At 38.5% G+C, this 4,624-nt stretch carries 3 protein-coding genes; 1 reads left to right on the plus strand and 2 read right to left on the minus strand.

The window, feature by feature from the left end; translation table 11 throughout:
• Together AAEY57_RS18725 and AAEY57_RS18730 are read right to left on the minus strand one after the other, a co-directional pair.
• A partial coding sequence (locus tag AAEY57_RS18725; protein ID WP_350608520.1) for a response regulator occupies window positions 1-263 on the minus strand: 263 nt, incomplete at its 3' end.
• A 17-nt stretch (window positions 264-280) separates the two neighbouring features.
• Complete coding sequence (locus AAEY57_RS18730) at window positions 281-3,592, minus strand: PAS domain S-box protein (protein WP_350608521.1); 3,312 nt, start codon at window positions 3,590-3,592, stop codon at window positions 281-283.
• A 245-nt stretch (window positions 3,593-3,837) separates the two neighbouring features.
• Here AAEY57_RS18730 and AAEY57_RS18735 point away from each other — a divergent pair, with 245 nt between their 5' ends.
• Window positions 3,838-4,530, plus strand: a complete 693-nt coding sequence (locus AAEY57_RS18735; protein WP_350608522.1) for a M48 family metallopeptidase — start codon at window positions 3,838-3,840, stop codon at window positions 4,528-4,530.
• Window positions 4,531-4,624 lie beyond the last annotated feature (94 nt).

Raw genomic sequence — 4,624 nt, forward strand, 5'->3', positions numbered from 1 at the left:
TCCGGAGCGGGAAATCGTGCAGGCTCAGGCAGCAGCATAAAACGGGAAAATCGGACAACTACCTTGAAAAACTCCGTATCTGGCATCATTACATCAAGTAAAATGAGTTTTGGCGGATCGTTTTCTATTAATTGCAGTGCCACAGCCCCCGATTTAGCAAACGATAAACGGTAGTTACTCGCTAAGACCTCGCGCATTACTTTTAAATTTGCAGGTTCATCATCGACGATTAATATTCGCGCCTGACTTATCGATTGATCCATCGTCATCCTCAGAAGAGCTAGTTATTGAGTGTTGTTAATAATGCGTTGATCTGTGTTTGTGCATTATCAAATTCAAAGTCATTAAACTGCTCATAAATATTCAAAATAGCAGCTTTGTGTTGTTCGGGTGTTATTCTTTCAATATAACTTAATAACGTATCATCCAACTCTGCTCGTTTAGCTTGGCTGAGTAAAAGCGTTAATTGGTGAATAAATTCAGCATCTGACACGGTTTCTTTTTGTAATTCATTCTCTTTAAAAGCAATGTGTAAGTGTGATAATTCATCTGCTAGCTGCTGCCACTCTTGCTGACATTTTAATATGCACTGAGTATAACTTGTTATATCACGTTGTTTTTCAGCTTGCGTAATTAAGTAAGATAAATTATTGAGCGCTAAATTACCGGCAAGACCTTTTAAATTATGCAAAATATGAGCATGATGTTTATCGTTTAGCTTAATGGCCGCCAAGGTTTGCATACTATTTTGATGCTGAGCTAAAAAGAGTACAACCTCTTTGAGATGTTTCTCTTTGCTGCCCCACATTTTTTCACCTTTATTAAAATCTATACGAAGTTTTGAATCTATTGGATCGTTAGTTACTAACTGGCTGATAGCAAGCCCAAGCACCCGCGCTATTTCTTGGTTGAGTTGGTTTATGTCAACGGGTTTCGTTGTAAAACCATTCATACCCGCTTGTTTGGCTGTTAGCTTATCTTGCTGTAGCACACTGGCCGTTAAGGCAATTATTGGCGTGTGCTTTAGTTGTTTTTGCTGCTCTAAAGAGCGAATTGATGCTGTGGCACTGATCCCATCACATTTAGGCATATGAATATCCATTAGGATAATATCAAAGCGATGCTGATTAAACATGTCAATGGCCTCAAAACCATTATTTGCTTTACTTACCTGGTGGCCTGCTTGGGAAAGCATAATAGTGAGTAGTTCGATATTTTGTTCAATATCATCCACTACTAAGATTTTTAATGGGGGTAAGCTAAATGCGTTTTTACTAATGGCTTGCACCTGACTTTTTTCGCCTGCCTCAAGCCCAACAGTAAAGGAAAAACAGCTACCTTGACCAAGGGTACTTTGTGCATATATTTTGCCACCCATTAACTCAACCAGCTGTTTACTAATCGTTGTTCCAAGCCCTGTGCCACCAAATCGGCGAGTTGTGGTGCCGTCTGCTTGCTCAAAAGGTTTAAAGATAGCCTCAAGACGATCTTTTTCAATACCTATACCTGTGTCTTGTACTTCAAATAAAATAGGATGATTGGGGTTATGAGTAACCGACAAAGTAACATGGCCTCGTTCGGTAAACTTTATCGCATTGCCGATTAAATTGGTTAGCACTTGGCGTAAACGCGTATCGTCACCAAAATAAAATGGATTCACATTGTCAGCTATTTTTAAATTGAGCTGTAAGTCTTTACGTTTTGCATCCAGCCAAAATGTAGACACAATATTGTCGAGTAATTCTTGCAAGTTAAAATGTACATTTTGAATTTCGAGTTTACCTTTCTCTAGCTTTGCTGAGTCAAGGATATCGTTGAGTAAATGCAATAAAGAACGCGCAGCGTTATTAACGGTAATAATTTGTTTTTGTTGGTCTTTATTAAGCGGACTATCCATTAAAATATCACTAAAGCCAATAATTGCATTCATGGGGGTACGTATCTCATGGCTCATATTTGCCATAAAAGACTGTTTAGCTTGCGCGGCTGCTTCAGCCTCGTATTTAGCTTGCTTTAAGCTTTGCTCATATTCATGGCGCTTGGTTATATCAACTAAAACGCCATCAACCCAGCGTGTATCATCTTTAGAGTTAGTGATAATACTTGCTTGATCAAGTACCCAAATAATATTGCCGTTGCGATGGCGAATGCGATACTCAATTGAGTATTGACTGGTCGATGCAACTGCTTGATCAATCGCTAAAGAAATAGCCGCTTCATCTTCTTTAACAATAAGCTCGGCAAAGGTAATACGCTGCTCAGTAAATTCTTCAGCGCGATAACCCGTTAGTTCATAGACGCTAGGGCTGATAAACAACATACTCCAGTGTTCATCTAACAAGCAGCGAAATACCACACCGGGCATATTGTTCATCAAGGTACGGTATTGTCGCTCTTTTTCAATTAAGCTTTGTTGTAACGCTCTTTGCTCAGTCAAATCGGTAATAAAGCCCACAAACAATGTTTCAGTTTGTAATTGCTTTACTTCACCAATCCCTAAGCGAATTGGAAATTGATGACCATTTTTATGTTTTGCCCACACATCGCGATTAACACCAATAACACGTTTTACCTCATGGTTTGTGGTATTTTTTAAAAAAGCATCGTGTTGATTAGCAATATCATCAGCCATTAATATTTTTACATTCTGGCCAATGACCTCATTATCTTGCCAGCCAAAAATTGTTTCTGCGGCTTTATTAAAGCTCAAAATAGTGCCTTTAATATTGATAGTAACGATGCCGTCAATGGCAGTTGATAAAATAGCATCAAGGCGAGACTCTTCAGCTGATTTTTTCCCCAACAGCATTCTGTAACGGATCATGCCATTGATGATCACAACCACCGCTGTTAATAAAAGCGTGGCGAACGACACACTAATAGCAATAAAGGTTAGATGTGATTGGTTTGTTTGCTCGTTAATTATCGGGCTTGTTGCAATAAATCGCGTAGCAGCCATGCCCATATAATGCATACCAGCCACGGCAAGGCCAAGAATAAGGGCGCAAATAATACGATTATGCACAGGCGTTAATTTTTTAAAGTGTGCTGGTAAATGAAAACGTGCATAGAGACTTATAAAAGACAGCAGCACTGCAACAACAATTGAAGCGCCAAACCATATTGGATCATAACGAAGTAAAGGACTTAATTGCATCGCTGCCATACCGCTGTAATGCATGGTGCCAACACCCGCGCCAAATAAAAGAGAGCTTAGAATTAAATTGATAATACGAGGGGGAGAGCTATATGTTTTCAAACAAGAAAAAGCAATGGTACATGCCAGTAACGCCGGTATAAACGACACAAAAGTGAGTGTGGGGTCGTATTCAATTGTAGTGCACAAAGAAAATGCCAGCATAGCAATAAAGTGCATGCTCCAGACCCCTCCGGCAAGGACTAAGGCTGCGGTTATATTGGCTAACTTTCGATAAGATTTAAAATGTGTATTATTTGCTAAATCGATAACGTGCAAAGAAAAATAAGCTGCAAAAATTGCGGTGAGTATAGATAGTGTCACTAAACTTGGGTCGTATACACCATTAATAATTAGGCTTGGATCTGGTTCGTTTATAAAAAAATTAGCTAACATCAATCATTCACATAATAACTCTTAAATTCAGTCTAATATAAAATACAATAATAATCACAAGGTATTGAGTTATAAATTACAAAAGCAACGTAAGTGTTTTAAGCTCTAAACCATACTATTTATTGAGTAGCACTAAATGCATTGTTATTAAAATGGCATTTAGTGGGGATTATTTATAGATCAGCCGTTATGGTACAAGGTAAAATAAAACCCAGTGGTTAATTATAAATAGGCAGCATTCATTGTTGGATTACACTTTAAAGCGAAGTAAGCAAAGAAAAACAGTGGCTATCAAAGTCGCACAACGTGAGCTTACGGTATATGCGCCCCATTTTGTAACGAAAACACAAATTAATGAATGGCTGTTAAGTAAACAGGACTGGATTGATACTCAGTTACATAAGCAACAAATTCAAGCCGATACACGACAGTTTCCACTCAAAACCCAGAGTATTAAATTATTTAATGAAGCTGTTAATGTGCAATTTGATAACGCAGCACGCACTCAATGGCAGCAGCACAATGAAAGCCAAACGCTGTTACTGAGTATTTCTTCACGTGTAAAGCATCAAACGCAAATGTATCAAAGTTTGCTAGAGCAGTTTTTGCATGAGAAATTAGAAAGTTATATTGAAATGCGAGTTAACGATTATTGTCAGCTGATGGGTGAAAAGCTACCGAGTAATATTCGTATTCAATTGTATAAACGTCGCTGGGGTAGTTGTAATCGCAGGCGTGAACTAACCTTCAACTTACACTTGGCAAGTGCACCGACATGGGTCATTGACTACGTGATTGTTCATGAATTAGCACATTTAAAATATTTAAATCACAGCGCTCAATTTTGGCAACGTGTGGGATTATTTTATTCAGATTATAAACAAGCAAGTAACTGGTTAAACAATCATGGTATGAGTTTACAGTGGGTATTTGAATAAAAAGAAATAAGGTAGAGAAGTGGTGGAGGGAGCTGGATTCGAACCAGCGAAGGCTGAGCCGTCAGATTTACAGTCTGATCCCTTTGGCCGCTCG

This window comes from Pseudoalteromonas sp. MER144-MNA-CIBAN-0113 (genome assembly GCF_040308965.1).
In the GTDB taxonomy this organism is placed as follows: Bacteria; Pseudomonadota; Gammaproteobacteria; order Enterobacterales; family Alteromonadaceae; genus Pseudoalteromonas; species Pseudoalteromonas tetraodonis.